The organism is Streptococcus sp. 27098_8_91 (assembly GCF_041432385.1).
Taxonomy (GTDB): domain Bacteria; phylum Bacillota; class Bacilli; order Lactobacillales; family Streptococcaceae; genus Streptococcus.
This window is the reverse complement of record NZ_JAPVZN010000001.1, coordinates 371,938-389,254: the sequence shown is the minus strand read 5'-3', so window position 1 is coordinate 389,254 and position 17,317 is coordinate 371,938. Positions and strand designations below refer to the sequence as shown.

At 39.6% G+C, this 17,317-nt stretch carries 15 protein-coding genes; all 15 read left to right on the top strand.

The features are described 5' to 3' along the window. The 15 genes from rsfS to O3611_RS01700 all read left to right on the top strand — a co-directional run bounded on the left by rsfS (position 1) and on the right by O3611_RS01700 (position 17,317). A complete protein-coding gene (gene rsfS, locus O3611_RS01770) occupies positions 1 to 354 on the top strand; it encodes a ribosome silencing factor (RefSeq protein ID WP_281335340.1) in 354 nt (117 codons plus the stop codon). Positions 355 to 464: 110 nt separating this feature from the next. Further along, positions 465 to 1,205 carry a class I SAM-dependent methyltransferase gene (locus tag O3611_RS01765; protein WP_281335341.1) on the top strand — a complete coding sequence of 247 codons (741 nt, stop codon included), beginning with the start codon at positions 465 to 467 and terminating at the stop codon, positions 1,203 to 1,205. A 9-nt stretch (positions 1,206 to 1,214) separates the two neighbouring features. Beyond that, the gene (locus O3611_RS01760) at positions 1,215 to 2,312 is read left to right on the top strand and encodes a nucleotidyltransferase (RefSeq protein ID WP_371607616.1); all 1,098 of its coding nucleotides are present in this window, start codon (positions 1,215 to 1,217) and stop codon (positions 2,310 to 2,312) included. A gap of 130 nt (positions 2,313 to 2,442) precedes the next feature. Continuing rightward, positions 2,443 to 2,697, top strand: coding sequence for a type II toxin-antitoxin system Phd/YefM family antitoxin (locus tag O3611_RS01755; protein WP_371607615.1), 255 nt, complete (start codon positions 2,443 to 2,445; stop codon positions 2,695 to 2,697). 3 nt (positions 2,698 to 2,700) lie between these two features. Next, positions 2,701 to 2,955: a Txe/YoeB family addiction module toxin gene (locus O3611_RS01750; RefSeq protein WP_371607614.1), complete on the top strand. Its 255-nt coding sequence runs from the start codon at positions 2,701 to 2,703 to the stop codon at positions 2,953 to 2,955. 338 nt (positions 2,956 to 3,293) lie between these two features. Continuing rightward, positions 3,294 to 6,041, top strand: coding sequence for an SIR2 family protein (locus O3611_RS01745; protein WP_371607613.1), 2,748 nt, complete (start codon positions 3,294 to 3,296; stop codon positions 6,039 to 6,041). A 342-nt stretch (positions 6,042 to 6,383) separates the two neighbouring features. Continuing rightward, complete coding sequence (locus O3611_RS01740) at positions 6,384 to 7,997, top strand: ribonuclease Y (RefSeq protein WP_371607612.1); 1,614 nt, start codon at positions 6,384 to 6,386, stop codon at positions 7,995 to 7,997. Between the two features lie 136 nt (positions 7,998 to 8,133). Further along, the gene (gmk, locus tag O3611_RS01735) at positions 8,134 to 8,760 is read left to right on the top strand and encodes a guanylate kinase (RefSeq protein ID WP_248035250.1); all 627 of its coding nucleotides are present in this window, start codon (positions 8,134 to 8,136) and stop codon (positions 8,758 to 8,760) included. A gap of 24 nt (positions 8,761 to 8,784) precedes the next feature. After that, the gene (rpoZ, locus tag O3611_RS01730; protein WP_006146546.1) at positions 8,785 to 9,099 is read left to right on the top strand and encodes a DNA-directed RNA polymerase subunit omega; all 315 of its coding nucleotides are present in this window, start codon (positions 8,785 to 8,787) and stop codon (positions 9,097 to 9,099) included. 84 nt (positions 9,100 to 9,183) lie between these two features. Then, positions 9,184 to 11,580, top strand: coding sequence for a primosomal protein N' (locus O3611_RS01725; protein ID WP_371607611.1), 2,397 nt, complete (start codon positions 9,184 to 9,186; stop codon positions 11,578 to 11,580). A 12-nt stretch (positions 11,581 to 11,592) separates the two neighbouring features. After that, entirely contained in the window at positions 11,593 to 12,528 is a 936-nt protein-coding gene (gene fmt / locus O3611_RS01720; RefSeq protein ID WP_371607610.1) for a methionyl-tRNA formyltransferase, read from the top strand. After that, the gene (gene rsmB, locus O3611_RS01715; protein ID WP_371607609.1) at positions 12,521 to 13,834 is read left to right on the top strand and encodes a 16S rRNA (cytosine(967)-C(5))-methyltransferase RsmB; all 1,314 of its coding nucleotides are present in this window, start codon (positions 12,521 to 12,523) and stop codon (positions 13,832 to 13,834) included. Before fmt ends, rsmB begins: the two co-directional genes overlap by 8 nt. Before the next feature lie 15 nt (positions 13,835 to 13,849). Next, a complete protein-coding gene (locus O3611_RS01710) occupies positions 13,850 to 14,590 on the top strand; it encodes a Stp1/IreP family PP2C-type Ser/Thr phosphatase (protein ID WP_371607608.1) in 741 nt (246 codons plus the stop codon). Beyond that, on the top strand, positions 14,587 to 16,470 hold the full coding sequence (gene pknB, locus O3611_RS01705) for a Stk1 family PASTA domain-containing Ser/Thr kinase (protein WP_371607607.1): 1,884 nt from the start codon (positions 14,587 to 14,589) through the stop codon (positions 16,468 to 16,470). The genes O3611_RS01710 and pknB overlap by 4 nt, the downstream gene beginning before the upstream one ends. An 88-nt stretch (positions 16,471 to 16,558) precedes the next feature. Then, the gene (locus O3611_RS01700; RefSeq protein ID WP_075230622.1) at positions 16,559 to 17,317 is read left to right on the top strand and encodes a threonine/serine exporter family protein; all 759 of its coding nucleotides are present in this window, start codon (positions 16,559 to 16,561) and stop codon (positions 17,315 to 17,317) included.

Here is a 17,317-nt window from a genome sequence, read left to right as displayed (position 1 = left end):
ATGAACGAAAAAGAATTACTAGAACTAGTCGTGAAAGCGGCTGATGAGAAACGTGCGGAGGATATCCTGGCACTTGATGTACAAGATTTGACTAGTGTGACTGACTACTTTGTCATCACTAGTTCTATGAATAGCCGTCAATTGGACGCTATCGCTGAAAATATCCGTGAAAAAGTAGCGGAAGCTGGCTTTAAAGGCAGCCATGTCGAAGGTGATGCAGCTGGAGGCTGGGTCTTGCTAGACCTCGGCAGTGTCGTTGTGCATATCTTTTCAGAAGAAATGCGTGCCCACTATAATCTAGAAAAACTTTGGCATGAGGCAGAGTCAGTAGACCTCTCAGAAACTCTGGCTTAGAAGATGAACTCAGTTGCAGTCAACTGGGTTTTATTTGCTTATTTTAGAAAAATTGATTGAAAGGTAAAGAGCGAGTGGTATTTGCCAGGGAAGCTCTTTGTAACTTAATTATGCCTACTTATGAAACCTTTGCGGCTGTTTACGATGCTGTGATGGACGATAGTTTATACGATAAATGGATGGATTTTTCCCTGCGTCATTTGCCAAAGACTAAGGAGAGAAAGAAACTCTTGGAGCTGGCTTGTGGTACAGGTATCCAGTCTGTGCGCTTTTCTCAGGCAGGTTTTGATGTAACTGGACTGGATTTGAGCGCAGACATGTTGAAGATTGCGGAGAAGAGAGCTACTTCAGCCAAGCAAAAGATTGATTTTATTGAAGGTAATATGTTGGATTTGTCCAAGGTAGGAACTTATGACTTTGTCACTTGTTATTCGGACTCTATCTGTTACATGCAGGATGAGGTGGAAGTAGGGGACGTCTTTAAAGAAGTCTATAATGCCCTCAATGAAGATGGTGTTTTTATCTTTGATGTGCATTCGATCTACCAGACTGATGAGGTTTTTCCAGGCTATTCTTACCATGAAAATGCAGAAGACTTTGCCATGCTTTGGGATACATACGAGGATGCTGCTCCTCACTCTATCGTGCATGAACTGACTTTCTTTATCAAGGAAGAAGACGGGTCCTTTAGTCGTCATGATGAGGTGCATGAGGAGCGTACATACGAGTTTTTGACCTATGATATTCTGCTGGAACAGGCAGGTTTCCAATCCTTCAAACTTTATGCTGACTTTGAGGATAAGGAGCCAACAGAAACTAGCACCCGTTGGTTTTTTGTCGCGCAGAAGTAGGAGAACATCATGACCATCACAGGTATTATCGCGGAGTTCAATCCTTTTCATAATGGCCACAAATACCTGCTAGAACAGGCGGAGGGCCTGAAAATTGTGGCCATGTCTGGAAATTTCATGCAACGTGGAGAGCCTGCTATTGTAGATAAGTGGACTCGGACCCAGATGGCACTGGAGAATGGGGCAGACTTGGTAATAGAATTGCCCTTTTTAGTCAGTGTTCAGGCAGCGGATTTCTTTGGACAAGGAGCTGTTGATATCTTGGCTCGCCTGGGGATTGATAGCCTAGCCTTTGGGACAGAAGAAGTTCTAGATTATCAGAAAATCGCTGACTTATATGCAGAGCGTGGTCAAGAGATGGAGAAATTTGTGGATAATTTACCTGATTCTCTTTCTTATCCCCAGAAAACCCAAGCTATGTGGAAGGAATTTGCAGGTCTTGATTTTTCTGGTGATACGCCCAATCATGTCCTTGCTCTTGCCTATGCTAAGGCGGTAGCAGGGCGAAACATCAGCCTTCATCCAATTCAACGTCAGGGAGCTGGTTACCATTCTGTGGACAAGGATGTAGACTTTGCCTCAGCGACAGCTCTTCGTCAGCACCAAAATGACCAAGATTTCTTAGAACGTTTTATGCCTTCTGTTGAAATCTTTAAAAATGCTGGTAAGGTGAGCTGGGATAACTATTTTCCCTTGCTCTGCTATCAAATTTTGTCAAATCCTGACCTAACTACTATTTATCAGGTTAATCAGGAAATGGCAGTGCGTATCAAGGATTCCATAAAGACAGCTCGGTCTGTGGAAGAGTTAGTCGAGATAGTTGCTACCAAACGGTACACCAAGGCACGTGTACGTCGTTTATTGACTTATATCTTGGTACAAGCCAGAGAATGTGCCTTGCCAGAAGCTATTCATATCCTTGGATTTACCGAAAAAGGCAGGCAACATCTCAAGTCTCTGAAAGAGCAGGTCAATCTAGTTAGTAGAATCGGCAAAGAGCCCTGGGATGCCATGACTCAAAAGGCGGACCAAATTTATCAGCTGGGACACCCAAGTATCGCAGAACAAAATTTTGGTCGAGTGCCAATCAGAATCGAATCAAACTAAGTCTACTGAAAGGTAGGCTTTTTTAGTTTTTTCGAATAAATAGATAGAAGCGGGAAAACTTGTACAAGTTCCTGACAATTTTTTTCTTTTCGTGTATAATAGTTGAAAAGAGGTAAAACGAGGTATGGTTATGGAAGCAGTTCTTTACTCAACATTCCGAAATCATTTAAAAGACTACATGAAGAAGGTAAACGATGAGTTTGAGCCTTTGGCAGTAGTCAATAAAAATCCAGATGAAGATATTGTAGTCCTATCAAAGAGCGAGTGGGATAGTATTCAAGAAACTTTGAGGATTGCTCAGAATAAGGAACTTTCTGACAAGGTCTTGCGAGGAATGTCCCAAGTTCGTGCAGGACGCACGCAGGTTCATGTGATTGAGGAGTGATGAATGCTACTCAAGTTTACAGAAGATGCCTGGGAGGATTATTGCTACTGGCAAACTCAAGACAAGAAAACGCTAAAAAGAATCAACAAACTAATCAAGGATATTCAACGTGATCCATTTACAGGAATTGGTAAACCAGAACCGCTCAAGTATGAGTACCAAGGAGCTTGGTCGCGTCGTATTGACGCAGAAAATCGCTTGATATATATGATGGATGGTGAAAGCATCGCTTTTTTATCCTTTAAAGATCATTATTAAGTCTACTGAAAGGTAGGCTTTTTTATTGTGGAAATTTTAGCTAGTAAGAAGATAAATCTTTTTGAGAAATGATAGAATTCCTAGATTAGAAAGACAGTGAAAAAATTTAGTATAATAACCAGGTTGTTTATCCTTGAATCCGCTTTATAACTCTTATTTTGTGGTATAATGAAGAGAATTGGTTATATTAAAAATCATAAATTGAATATAAAAGACAAATAAATTTTTATATTTATAAACCATGATAAACTTTTGTTTAAGATTATGTAATAAAAAAGAAGATTTATAAGCATAATTTGTATTTATGTAATACAAGCTAATGATAGGATGGTTAAAATATGGAAGAAAATTATAATTTATCTATAACTCAAATAAAGAATTCTATTAAAGAAAATTCCTTAGTTTTGTTTGTTGGTGCAGGAATATCAGCTAATTCTAATCTACCAACTTGGGGAGAATTGATTCAATCATTAAAAAAAGAATTGAACATACCAGAAGAAAAAACAGATAGTCCACTGAGAATTGCTCAGTATTATTATGATACCTTTGGGAAAAATCAGTACACAAAAAAGATAGAAGAAATTTTCTTTAAGAAGGGATTGAGTAAACCAAATGAGTTACATAAATTAATAGAAAAAATTGCACCAAAACATATTATTACGACAAACTATGATTCACTTCTGGAGAGTCAATTTGATAGTGGCTTGTTAAAGTACAATGTAGTCGCTGAGGATAAAGACATCCCTTATACGAGTTCGGAAAGATACTTGATTAAAATGCATGGTGACTTGAGTAAGAAAAATATTGTTTTGAAAGAAGATGATTATTTAGACTATCATTTGAACTTCCCAATGATTTCTACTTTAATCCAGTCATTGATAATGAATCATACTCTATTGTTTGTGGGGTATTCTCTAAGTGATTCGACTTTTAATTCAATTTTTAGAATGATTCAAAATACATTTAAATTGGATGCTAAAAATGCTTATTTTTATACTCCCGAGGAACCGTCTATGATCATCCGAGACTATTATAAGAAGCAAGGAATTATCATTATCTCTAATGAAGAGAATCCAGGTCAGGAGACATCCGAAAAACAGAACAAATTGTATTGCAGGACAAAAGATTTTTTAGAGGTTCTATCAGAAAACCGAAGTCAAGTTGTAAATAATGCTGATGATTTATGGAATCAACTGGCTTTTTTAGATAGACTTAGTTTTATTGATGCGAAAGATTTTTCTAGATATTCTGATTTAAAGAAAAGGGCTTTAAACTGGGATGATGAGTATTGCTGGTTTGGAAATAATCAATTAAGATTTGAAATTGATGGTCATGAAGAATTACGAAATATGGTATCTAAAAAATCTTTATTAAACCGCTTTCTAGATATGGAGATTGGTGAACCTAGAGATTTAAAGGGGAATCGATTCTTAAGTAAGGCTTTTAAGTTGTATGAAGAAAAACAATATTCTTTAGCAAAAGCAAAATTTAGAGAACTAGCTAATATAGCATTTCGTCAGAAAGACTATTTTAATTTCTTAGTTTGTGAATTTAATTTTCAGCAAATTCAAATAATTGATAGATACGAAAAAACACCTAGTTATGCAGAGCCAATTTATGATGGAGAATTAAGCGAATTAACAGAACAAATTATTAACTCGGTTACAGGAGATGAGAAAAAGATTATAGAATTTTTTAGAGATTCAATCCTTAATTTCAATTTTTTATATAGAAAATTAGAAACTATTAATGAATTATTTGATGAAATTCGTGAAGAGCATGAAAGCTATAGAAGAGGAGGATGGTCTGCTAATAATTATCTATTTAATGCGGAGTTTACAGTAAAAAATCTTTGTAACTTTTTAAAATTAAATTGTTTATGTGTTGAACATTATAAGATTTATAAATCAATCATTAATAGATATTTAGAAATATTATTACTCAGTTATGATAATTCATATGTAAACCCTGATTCAAGTATTTTCGATAGAACATCTTCTTGGCTTAAAAATCTTGATTTGGATGATGTTCAATTAATTCTTCCGAATATAGATTTTAAGGTTGTAAATTTATATTTTAGAAACTATTCATTTGGTAAAATAAAAGTTACTGAGGAAGCGAAAGACTATTTGTTGAATCGAATTACCCATCTTCAAGAAAGACTTGAAATTACTGAAGATGAAAATCTTCGAGAGCTTAAAAACATGCTAACTTTTCTTCCTCTTGTTGATGATATTGACATAGAAAAAGTAATAGAAATTTTAAATAATCAAATACTGTATTATAATTGGAGCGAGGAATTTAGGAGAATTATTAAAATTGTCCTCGATAATATGGATGCTATTGATAAAGATTCATTGAAATCTAAGATAATTGGGATTGTAAATAAACATTTAAATGAAATTTTGGAGAAAAATTTTTCTTTATATAATTCAGTGTATCCACTCTATTCACAGTTACTAGAATACTGCTCAACTGATCAGGAAACTGCAATAATAGTACTCGAAAAATTTAATACAGATATTTTAAGAATAAAATATAAAAATGATGATATAAAAAATATCATAGAATATTCTGACTTGATATGTCACTTATTTAAGTATTTTGAAGAGGATATTAAAGATGACATTCTAGATACTCTAAAAGTTTATGAAGAATCAGAAAACATTATTTACCATAAAGTAATTGATTTAATGAGTTATAATGTCTATGATTTTCCTCAGATACAAAATAAAATCTACCATTATTTGATTAAAAGAATTAATGATAAAAGAGTTGAGGGGGTTAAAACTTTCCCAGACCCAAGAGAAAAGTCTGTATCAGATTTATACAACTTAAGTAGAAAAGGATATTTTTCTGATTTTGAGATTTTAAAAGATATTGAAGAAGATATTCGAGGACTTTATCCTGAAGTAGATTGGACCTGGTTCCATGATAGAAGTGATGATGTTATCCATCGTCTACTAGAACATAGAACTCCCAATAATATTAAAACTTATTTTTCAAAAAATGAAGAAGATAATAAATTGATTAATGAGTATATTTTAAAAGCTCTCGATGAGGATAAACTAATACTTAAGAAATAAATTGATACAACTAAATAAAAAAGTTAATTTATGACAAATTTGATCTTGAAGATAAGCTGTAATTTCCTAAAGTGAATTTTCAAAGACTTGAAAGCAAAATGTTTGAATCTAGTGGAACACTATTTGGCACAACAATAGAAAATCCATAGCTATAGAGATTCGGTGGAACTTTTTGATAGCGATACTGAATTATCTCCTTAAAAACCAAGGAATTGTAATCCTAAAATACGCGCTAAATTCCCCAAAACATATTCTATTTAAGGTTTGTTAAAAATAATTTTTTATGGTAGAATGTATAAGAATGCATATCATTCGGATAAACAAATAAATTGAGGTAAAAACATGGAAATTATGGCGATTGTTATCGTTGTTTTTGCCGTCATCATTGGTTTAGTCATTGGATATGTCAGCATCTCAGTCAAGATGAAATCATCACAAGAGGCTGCAGAGCTGATGCTTTTAAATGCTGAACAAGAAGCAACTAATTTACGAGGACAAGCTGAGCGCGAAGCGGATTTATTACTCAATGAAGCTAAGAGCGAAAGCAAGTCTCTTAAAAAAGAAGCACTATTGGAGGCCAAAGAAGAAGCCAGAAAATACCGTGAAGAAGTGGACGCTGAATTTAAATCAGAACGTCAAGAACTCAAGCAAATCGAAAGTCGTTTGACCGAACGTGCTAGCAGTCTTGATCGTAAAGATGACAATTTGACGAACAAAGAAAAAACACTTGAACAAAAAGAACAAAGTATTTCTGATAGAGCAAAAAACCTTGATGTACGTGAAGAGCAACTAGAAGAAATTGAGAAACAAAAGCAAGCTGAACTAGAGCGTATTGGAACTCTGACTCAGTCGGAAGCAAAAGACATTATCTTGGCCCAGACAGAGGAAGACTTGACTAAGGAAATTGCTAGTCGCATTCGTGAGGCTGAGCAAGAAGTTAAGGAACGTTCAGACAAATTGGCTAAGGATATCTTGTCTCAAGCCATGCAGAGAATTGCTGGTGAGTATGTAGCTGAGTCTACCAACTCTACAGTTCATCTGCCTGATGATACCATGAAAGGTCGTATCATTGGTCGTGAAGGGCGTAATATTCGTACCTTTGAAAGTTTGACAGGGGTTGATGTTATCATTGACGACACTCCAGAAGTGGTAACCTTGTCAGGTTTTGATCCTATCCGTCGCGAGATTGCCCGTATGACGATGGAAACCTTGCTTAAGGATGGACGTATCCACCCAGCTCGTATCGAAGAGTTGGTTGAGAAAAATCGTCAAGAGATTGATAACAAGATTCGTGAATATGGTGAGGCAGCAGCCTATGAAATTGGTGCACCGAACCTTCACCCTGACTTGATGAAGATCATGGGTCGCTTGCAGTTCCGTACTTCATACGGACAAAATGTCTTGCGTCATTCGATTGAAGTTGCTAAGTTGGCTGGTATTATGGCCAGCGAACTTGGTGAAAATGCTACCCTTGCTCGTCGTGCGGGATTCCTTCACGATATTGGTAAAGCCATTGACCGTGAAGTAGAAGGTAGCCACGTTGAGATTGGTACCGAGTTAGCTCGCAAGTACAAAGAGCATCCAGTTGTAATCAACACCATTGCAAGTCACCACGGAGATGTAGAACCTGAAAGTGTGATCGCAGTTATCGTTGCTGCAGCGGATGCCTTAAGCGCAGCCCGTCCAGGAGCTCGTAGTGAGTCACTCGAAAGCTACATTAAACGTCTCCATGATTTAGAGGAAATTGCGAATAGCTTTGAAGGTGTTCAAAATAGCTTTGCCCTTCAAGCAGGTCGTGAAATCCGCATTATGGTAAATCCAGGTCAAATCAAAGATGACAAGGTCACAATCTTGGCTCATAAAGTTCGTGAGAAAATCGAAAACAATCTCGATTACCCAGGAAATATCAAGGTAACCGTGATTCGTGAACTTCGTGCAGTTGATTATGCAAAATAAATAAGAAAGAGCAGTTGAAAAATTACTGCTTTTTTGTTACACTAGATAGAAAGATTGTAGCGAGCAGAAATGGCTTTAGATATATAATCTTACAGAAATTTTCAAGTCATTTCACAAACTATCCAAAGGAGACATAATGGCAGACCGAGGCTTACTAATCGTTTTTTCAGGTCCTTCAGGAGTTGGAAAAGGAACGGTTAGACGAGAAATTTTTGAGAGTTCTGAAAATCAATTTCAATATTCTGTATCTATGACAACGCGGGCACAACGTCCAGGTGAAGTAGATGGTGTTGATTATTTCTTCCGTACACGGGAGGAATTTGAAGAGTTGATCCGTCAAGGGCAAATGTTAGAGTATGCAGAGTATGTGGGTAACTATTATGGAACTCCTCTGACTTATGTTAATGAAACGCTTGATAAGGGAATCGATGTCTTTCTTGAAATTGAAGTGCAGGGAGCTCTCCAGGTTAAGAAAAAAGTTCCAGATGCGGTCTTTATTTTTTTAACACCACCAGATTTGGAAGAATTGCAAGACCGTCTCGTTGGCCGAGGTACAGATAGTGCAGAAGTGATTGCTCAGCGTATCGAAAAAGCCAAGGAAGAAATTGCTTTGATGCGTGAGTATGACTACGCTATTGTAAATGACCATGTTCCTCTAGCGGCCGATCGTGTTAAACGTGTGATTGAAGCAGAACATTTCCGTGTAGACCGCGTGATTGGTCATTATCAGGATATGCTACCAAAGTCTCCGACTATTCGATAAAATTTAGAAAACAGGTACAAACAAATGATGCTTAAACCCTCTATTGATACCTTACTTGACAAGGTACCATCAAAATATTCACTCGTTATCTTGGAAGCAAAGCGTGCTCATGAATTAGAAGCTGGAGCACCTGCTACTCAAGAATTCAAATCTGAAAAATCAACTCTTCGTGCCTTGGAAGAAATTGAATCAGGGAATGTAACCATCCACCCAGATCCAGAAGGAAAACGCGAAGCTGTTCGTCGTCGTATCGAAGAAGAAAGACGATTGAAAGAAGAAGAAGAAAAGAAAATTAAAGAGCAAATCGCGAAAGAAAAAGAAGAAGGTGAAAAAATTTAAGGTTGGGGGGACTCAATCTTATTTTTTCTATTGCAAGAATACTCAATCAATTAAAAGGATTTAAGAAGAGAAGGAGGTGAGGATATGGCTATTGCAAAAATCATTGTGGATGTTCCCTTGATGCAGACAGACCAGCCCTATAGCTACAAGATTCCAGAGGAATTTGAAGAGATGCTGGAAGTTGGCATGCGAGTTCATGTACCTTTTGGGAAGGCCAATCGCTTGATTCAGGGAATTGTTCTTGGGTTGGAGTCTCAATCTGATGCAGATGTGGCAGACGAGGACTTAAAAGAAATTGCCGAGGTGCTGGACTTTTCTCCTGTTTTAACAGAGGAACAACTCTGGTTGGCCGAAGAACTACGTAAGACAGTTTTTTCATACAAGATTTCTATTCTAAAAGCTATGCTTCCAGGATTTTTGAATTCTAGCTATGATAAGATCCTCTATCCTCTGGAAGGCTTGAGTCAGAAAGATAGAGACCGTTTGTTTGGTTCGCAGGAGTCTCTAGCATTTTCATCTCTTGACCTAGAAAAGCAAGCTGAGATGATGCGTTTGACCCGAAAAGGGATCTTGAAGCTAGAGTATCAGGCTGTGGATCAGAAGAAAGTTAAGACGCAGTCTTGGGTTGAAGTTCATCTTGAACAGTTAGAAAAGCTAGAAATCTCAAATCGTGCCAAGAAGAAATTGGAACTGCGAGAATATTTATTAGTACATCCTGAAACAGTTCCTTTAGCTGATTTGTTAGAACATTACTCACGGGAACAAGTCAATTTCTTTGTGGAACAGGGGGCTTTGACGATTCTTCAAAAGGAAGTTCAACGCTCAGCCGCCTACTTTGAAGGAATCGAGTCAAATCAAGCCTTAGAGTTAAACCCAGAGCAAAAACAAGCCTGTGAGGCGGTTGTTGGAGCGATTGGGAAGCAATATCCTCCCTTTCTTCTACAAGGAATCACTGGAAGTGGGAAAACCGAGGTTTATCTGCAGATTATCCAAGGTGCCCTGGATATGGGAAAAACAGCGATTGTTCTAGTGCCAGAGATTTCTCTCACACCTCAAATGACGGAGCGTTTTATTGCTCGTTTCGGTGATAAAGTAGCCATTCTTCACTCAGGCTTGTCCAATGGTGAAAAGTATGATGAGTGGCGCAAGGTGGAGCGTGGAGATGCTCAGGTAGTTGTAGGGGCCAGGTCTGCTATTTTTGCGCCTTTAAAAAATCTAGGTGTTATCATTATCGATGAAGAGCATGAGGCCAGCTACAAGCAAGATAGCAATCCGCGTTATCATGCTAGGGATGTGGCTCTTTTACGAGCCCAGTACAATCAAGCAGCATTAGTCCTTGGTTCTGCAACACCGAGTCTAGAAAGTCGTGCGCGTGCTGGTAAGGGTGTTTATCAGCATCTACGCCTGACGCAACGGGCCAATCCTTTAGCAAGCATTCCTGAAGTGCAACTGATTGACTTCCGTGATTATATTGGGCAAAATGAAACGTCCAACTTTACACCACCACTGATTGAGGCAATTCAAGATCGACTGGATAAAAAAGAGCAGGTTGTTCTCATGCTCAATCGCCGTGGCTATTCTAGCTTTGTCATGTGCCGAGAATGTGGGACTGTTGATACCTGTCCCAACTGCGATATTTCCTTGACGCTGCATATGGATACTAAGACTATGAATTGTCATTATTGTGGATTTTCTAAGGAAATTCCCCATGTCTGTCCAAACTGTCAGAGTCGCAGTATTCGTTACTATGGAACAGGAACTCAAAAGGCCTACGATGAGCTAGCTGAACTTTTTCCAGAGGCACGTATTCTGCGCATGGATGTAGATACAACTCGCAAAAAGGGTAGTCACCAAGCCTTACTTGAGCAGTTTGGCAAGGGTGAAGCGGATATTCTTCTGGGAACCCAGATGATTGCCAAGGGCTTGGATTTTCCAAATGTGACCTTGGTTGGTGTTCTCAATGCGGATACAGCCTTGAATCTGCCTGACTTCCGTTCTTCTGAGAGAACCTTTCAACTCTTGACCCAGGTAGCAGGACGAGCAGGTCGAGCTGAAAAGTCAGGTCAGGTCTTGATTCAGTCCTATAATCCTCAGCATTATGCCATTCGCTTCGCCAAGGATCAGGACTATGAAGGCTTTTATGCCTATGAAATGGGCATCCGACGTCAGTTGGGTTATCCACCTTATTATTTCACAATTGGAATTACCTTGTCTCATAAGAAAGAAGAAGAGGTTCTGAAACGTGCTTATGAAGTCATGGAGATATTGCGGTCAGGTTTGTCGGATGCTAGTATAATTCTTGGTCCAACGCCAAAACCTATCGCTCGTACTCATAACCTCTATCACTACCAAATATTGATTAAATACCGTTTAGAAGATGAGCTTGGTCCAACCCTTAACCAGGTCTTGGCCTTGACACAAGAACGGGAAAATAGCGAACTTCGTCTCAGTATTGACCACGAACCGCAACAGTTTTTATAAGAAGGAGAAGATATGACAAAATTAATCTTTATGGGAACTCCCGATTTTTCAGCAACCGTTTTGAAGGGGCTTTTGACGGACGATCGCTATGAGATTCTAGCAGTTGTAACTCAGCCAGACCGTGCTGTCGGTCGAAAAAAAGTTATCCAACAAACCCCAGTGAAACAAGCAGCTAAAGAAGCAGGGCTTCCTATCTACCAACCCGAAAAATTATCAAGTAGTCCAGAAATGGAAACTATCATGAACTTGGGCGCTGATGGGATTGTAACAGCCGCCTTTGGGCAATTTCTCCCAAGTAAACTCCTTGATAGCATGGATTTTGCTGTCAATGTTCATGCTTCCCTCCTTCCTAAACACCGTGGTGGTGCTCCTATTCATTATGCCTTGATTCAGGGTGATGAGGAGGCAGGAGTAACCATTATGGAAATGGTCAAGGAAATGGATGCCGGAGATATGATTTCTCGTCGTAGTATTCCAATTACAGATGAGGACAATGTTGGAACTTTGTTTGAAAAATTGGCCATTGTCGGTCGTGATCTGCTTTTGGATACGTTGCCTGCATACATTGCTGGCGAGATTCAACCAGAACCACAGGACCCAAGCCAGGTTACATTTTCGCCAAATATCAAACCTGAGGAAGAAAAGTTGGACTGGAACAAGACCAATCGTCAACTCTTTAACCAAATCCGTGGGATGAATCCATGGCCAGTTGCTCATACTTTTTTAAAGGGCGAACGCTTCAAAATCTATGAAACCCTGCCAGTAAAAGGTCAAGGGACTCCGGGTGAGATACTCTCCATTGGCAAGAAAGAATTGATCGTAGCAACAGCAGAGGGGGCTCTATCTCTCAAACAGGTTCAACCAGCAGGAAAACCTAAGATGGACATTGCTTCCTTCCTTAACGGTGTGGGACGAACTTTGGCAGTAGGAGAACGATTTGGTGACTAAAGTAGAAACGGCTAGAAGTTTAGCCTTAGAGGTGCTAGAAGATGTCTTTGTCAATCAAGCATATTCCAATATTGCCTTAAATAAACACCTCAAGGGAAGTCAACTATCAGCGGCAGACAAAGGTTTGGTGACAGAGCTGGTCTATGGAACTGTAGCTCGAAAACTCACGCTAGAGTGGTACATTTCTCATTTTATTGAGGATAGAGACAAGCTGGACAGTTGGCTCTATGTTTTACTTCTCATGAGCACCTACCAACTCCAATACTTGGATAAGCTTCCTGACCATGCAGTGGTCAATGAAGCGGTAGAAATTGCAAAACTTCGTAAGAAGGGCAGTGAAAAACTGGTCAATGCTGTTCTTCGTCGTATTTTGCGTGAGGGTTTGCCAGATATTGCCTCTATCAAGCGTAAAAATAAGCGTGATTCCATTGCCTACTCTTTACCAGTTTGGTTGATTTCGAAGCTCAAGGAAGAGTATGGTGAAGAGAGAGCGCAAGCGATTTTTGAGGGTCTTTTGCAACGGAATAAAGCCAGTATCCGTGTGACAGATTTGAGTCGAAAAGAGCAGATTAAAGCTCTGCTTGGTGCAAGTGATTCTCTTTTATCTCCTGCTGGTCTGGTCAAGGAGCAGGGGCATTTTGCTGGTCACGCTTTGTTTGCTGAAGGGGCTATTACTATCCAGGATGAGTCTAGTCAGTTGGTTGCACCGACACTAGAGCTACAAGGAGATGAGCAGGTTTTAGATGCTTGTGCGGCCCCTGGTGGTAAGACTGCTCATATGGCGTCTTATCTAACTACGGGACAGGTGACGGCACTGGATCTCTACGATCATAAACTCACTTTGATTCAAGAAAATGCTCAGCGTTTAGGTGTAGCAGATCGTGTTCAAACGCAAAAACTGGATGCACGAAAAGTGCATGAGTTTTTTGGCAAGGATCAATTTGACAAAATTTTGGTTGATGCTCCTTGTTCAGGGATTGGTCTATTGCGTCGAAAACCAGATATCAAATATAATAAAGAGACAGCAGATTTCGCGTCATTACAGGAAATTCAGTTGGAAATATTAGGTAGTGTTTGTCAAACACTACGAAAAGGTGGTATAATAACCTATAGTACCTGCACTATTGTCTCGGAAGAGAACTTTCAAGTGGTTCAAGCATTTTTAGAAAGTCATCCCGAGTTTGAGCAGGTTAAACTAGATCACGAATGCAAGGATATTCTAAAAGATGGCTGTATCCTTATTACTCCAGAATTATACGGAAGTGATGGATTCTTCATCAGCCAATTTCGTAAGATATCCAATTAGGAAGGAACTGACACAATGGAGATTTCATTATTAACAGATGTGGGTCAGAAGCGTACAAATAATCAAGACTATGTCAATCTTTTTGTCAATCGTGCTGGTCGCACGATGATCATCTTGGCTGATGGGATGGGAGGTCATCGCGCAGGAAATATTGCCAGTGAGATGGCAGTTACGGACCTAGGTGTTGCCTGGGTTGATACGCAGATCGACACCGTTAATGAAGTTCGCGAATGGTTTGCCCACCATCTAGAAGTTGAAAATCAAAAGATTTATCAACTAGGACGAGATGAAGCCTACAAGGGAATGGGGACAACCCTCGAAGCTCTTGCAGTTATCGGAAATCAGGCAATTTATGCCCATATCGGAGATTCTAGAATCGGTCTCATTCGAGGGGAAGAGTACCGTCAACTGACAAGTGATCATTCTTTGGTCAATGAATTGCTCAAGGCAGGTCAATTGACACCTGAAGAAGCTGAAGCACATCCACAAAAGAATATCATCACCCAATCTATCGGACAAAAAGACGAAATTCAACCTGATTTTGGAATTGTCAGCTTGGAACCAGGTGACTATCTGGTCATGAATAGTGACGGTCTAACCAATATGATTTCAGGCAGTGAGATCTATGATATTGTGACAAGCGATATTTCGCTTGATGATAAGGCAGCCACTTTGGTACGCTTTGCCAACAATGCCGGAGGGCTTGATAATATTACAGTTGCCCTTGTTTCGATTAAGGAGGAGGCGGCACTATGATCCAGATCGGCAAGATTTTTGCCGGGCGGTATCGGATTATCAAACAAATTGGCCGTGGAGGTATGGCAGATGTCTACCTGGCCAAGGATTTGATTTTAGACGGGGAAGAGGTAGCTGTTAAGGTCTTGAGGACTAACTACCAGACTGACCCGATTGCTGTTGCGCGTTTTCAGCGTGAAGCGCGTGCAATGGCTGACTTAGATCATCCCCATATCGTTCGGATAACGGATATCGGCGAAGAGGACGGTCAACAGTACCTAGCTATGGAATATGTAGCTGGTCTTGATCTCAAGCGCTATATCAAAGAACACTATCCCCTCTCAAATGAAGAAGCTGTCCGTATCATGGGTCAGATTCTCTTAGCGATGCGCTTGGCGCACACTAAAGGTATTGTCCATCGTGACTTAAAACCTCAAAATATTCTTTTAACTCCTGATGGAACGGCTAAGGTGACGGACTTTGGGATTGCTGTAGCCTTTGCAGAGACAAGTCTGACTCAGACCAATTCTATGTTGGGTTCTGTCCACTACTTGTCACCTGAGCAGGCTCGTGGCTCTAAGGCAACTGTGCAGAGTGACATCTATGCCATGGGGATTATTTTCTACGAGATGCTGACAGGGCATATCCCTTATGATGGCGATAGTGCAGTAACCATTGCCCTCCAGCATTTTCAAAAACCACTTCCTTCGGTTATAGCTGAAAATCCATCTGTTCCCCAAGCTTTGGAGAATGTGGTCATCAAAGCAACTGCTAAAAAGCTTACAGATCGATACCAGTCGGTTTCAGAGATGTATGTTGATTTGTCTAGCAGTCTATCTTATAACCGCAGAAATGAACCTAAACGTGTTTTTGATGACGCCACTAAGGCGGACACAAAGACATTGCCAAAGGTTCCTCAAACAACCTTGACCTCCATTCCTAAGGTGCAACCACAGACAGATAGCCATCAGGCAACTAAAGCTAGTCCAGAAGCAAGTGCTAAAAAATCCGTGGAAAAACCAGTGAAAAAACGTCGTTTTAAAGCACGTTATCTAGTTCTACTAGCAAGTTTCGTACTGGTTGTCGCTTCTTTGGTGTGGATTTTATCCAGAACACCAGCTACTGTTGAGATTCCAAAAGTTGCAGGTCAAACTGTCGCTGAAGCAAAAGAAAATCTGAAAAAAGCGAATTTTGAAATTGGTGAGGAAAAAACGGAAGCTAGTGATACCGTAGAGGAAGGTCGGGTTATCCGAACAGATCCAGATGCTGGCTCAGCTCGCAAAGAAGGGTCTAAAGTTAATCTAATCATATCTTCAGGTAAACAATCATTTAAGATTGGAAACTATATTGGACGCAAATCTACTGATGTTATTGCAGAATTGAAAGGGAAAAAAGTTCCTGAAAATCTGATTAAGATTGAAGAAGAAGAGTCCAGTGAATCAGAACCAGGTGTGGTTTTAAAACAGAGCTTAGCAGAAGGTACGACTTATGATCTTACCAAGGCAACTTCTATCGTTTTGACTGTTGCTAAAAAGGTGACAACAGTGACCATGCCAAGTTATATTGGCTCAAGTCTTGAATTTACAAAGAATAACTTAATTCAAATTGTTGGTGTCAAGGAAGCTAATATCGAAGTAGTAGAGGTTTCGACAGCACCTGAGGGTACTGCTGAAGGAACTGTTGTCGATCAAAGTCCAAAACTAGGTGCGAAAGTTGATCTAAGTACGACACGTATAAAGATTTCTATTTATAAACCAAAAACCCCACCATCATCTTCTTCGGTTCCATCTTCGAGCCAACGTAATACTAACAGAACGGACAATACGGTGCCATCTCAAAGTCCATCGACACCATCTTCGTCTACGCAAACTCATGTGGACGAACATAACGCTGATAACTAAATAATCTTTGTCACAGTTTTTGTGGCAAAGATTTTTTTTCCTCCGAAATTATGATAAAATAAAATGGAGTTTGAAAAAGGAGGGAAACATGGAAGAATCAAAAAAACTGAATGCAGTTATTGATGTCATCATGCTGGCAGGAACGATTTTACTTCGTAATGGTTCTGAGATTTATCGTGTTGAAGATACCATGATTCGGATTGCTCATTCACAGGGCATTATGGATTGTAATGTTTTAGCCATGCCTGCCGCCATTTTTTTCTCCATTGAAAATACAAATATCTCTCGTATGAAGCGAGTGACCTCCTCTGCTTATAATATTGAGAAGGTGTGTGATGTCAACCAGATTTCACGGCAGCTTGTATCAGGACAGCTGGATTTGGAGACAGCCTTTATCCAACTAAAGGAATTAAATGCCAAGGCATCTCCCTATACCAATGTTCAACTAACTGCTGCAGCGACCCTCAGTGCTCCTTTCTTTTCAATCATGTTCGGTGGGAATGTCTACGATGCAATCGGAGCAGGAGTGGCGACCTTGTTTGCTTTTACTTGCTCTCTCTATGTAGAAAAGTTTATTCGTATCCCTTTTATGACTGCTTTCGCAGGAGCTCTTGTCTTTGGTTTGATTGCACAATTTTGGGCGCGCTATTCTGGTTTACAATCGACGGCGGATTTAGTGATTGCAGGTGCGGTTATGCCCTTTGTGCCTGGAATTGCCCTTACCAATGCTGTTCGAGATATTATGACCAACCATATCAACTCTGGTATGAGCAAGATGTTTGAATCCTTGCTGATTACCCTTGCCTTAGGGGCTGGAACATCAGTCGCCCTCTTACTCATGAACTAA